At 53.4% G+C, this 358-nt stretch carries 1 pseudogene; it reads left to right on the top strand.

Annotation, left to right across the window (positions count from 1 at the left end):
* Window positions 1-235 (top strand): annotated as a pseudogene (locus KHA85_RS20665) (hypothetical protein); the annotation flags it as partial.
* Between the last annotated feature and the right edge of the window lie 123 nt (window positions 236-358).

Here is a 358-nt window from a genome sequence, read left to right as displayed (position 1 = left end):
CTACAAGAGCGCCGAGTTCGACAAGCTGATGGCCAACGTGCTGACCGCGAAGACCAAAGACGAGCGCGCCGATCTGTATCAGAAAGCGGAAGTTCAGCTGGATAAGGATTCCGCCATCGTTCCGCTGTATTACTACGTGAACGCCCGTTTGGTGAAACCTTACGTCGGTGGCTACACCGGCAAAGACCCGCTTGATAACGTGTACGACAAAAACCTGTACATCATCAAGCATTGATACGGTAAGAGCCGGCGGCGCAGGCCGCCGGCCCATGTTGAGAATAATAAGCCGTCATCAGGCTGTCGCACAGGGTTAGGGCAATGCTTAAATTTATACTTCGTCGCTTGCTGGAAGCGATCC

The sequence above is a fragment of the Dietzia massiliensis genome (assembly GCF_018390595.1).
GTDB classification, from domain to species: Bacteria; Actinomycetota; Actinomycetes; order Mycobacteriales; family Mycobacteriaceae; genus Dietzia; species Dietzia massiliensis.
Note: the sequence above shows the minus strand (reverse complement) of the source record. Positions and strands in the feature narration are given on the sequence as shown.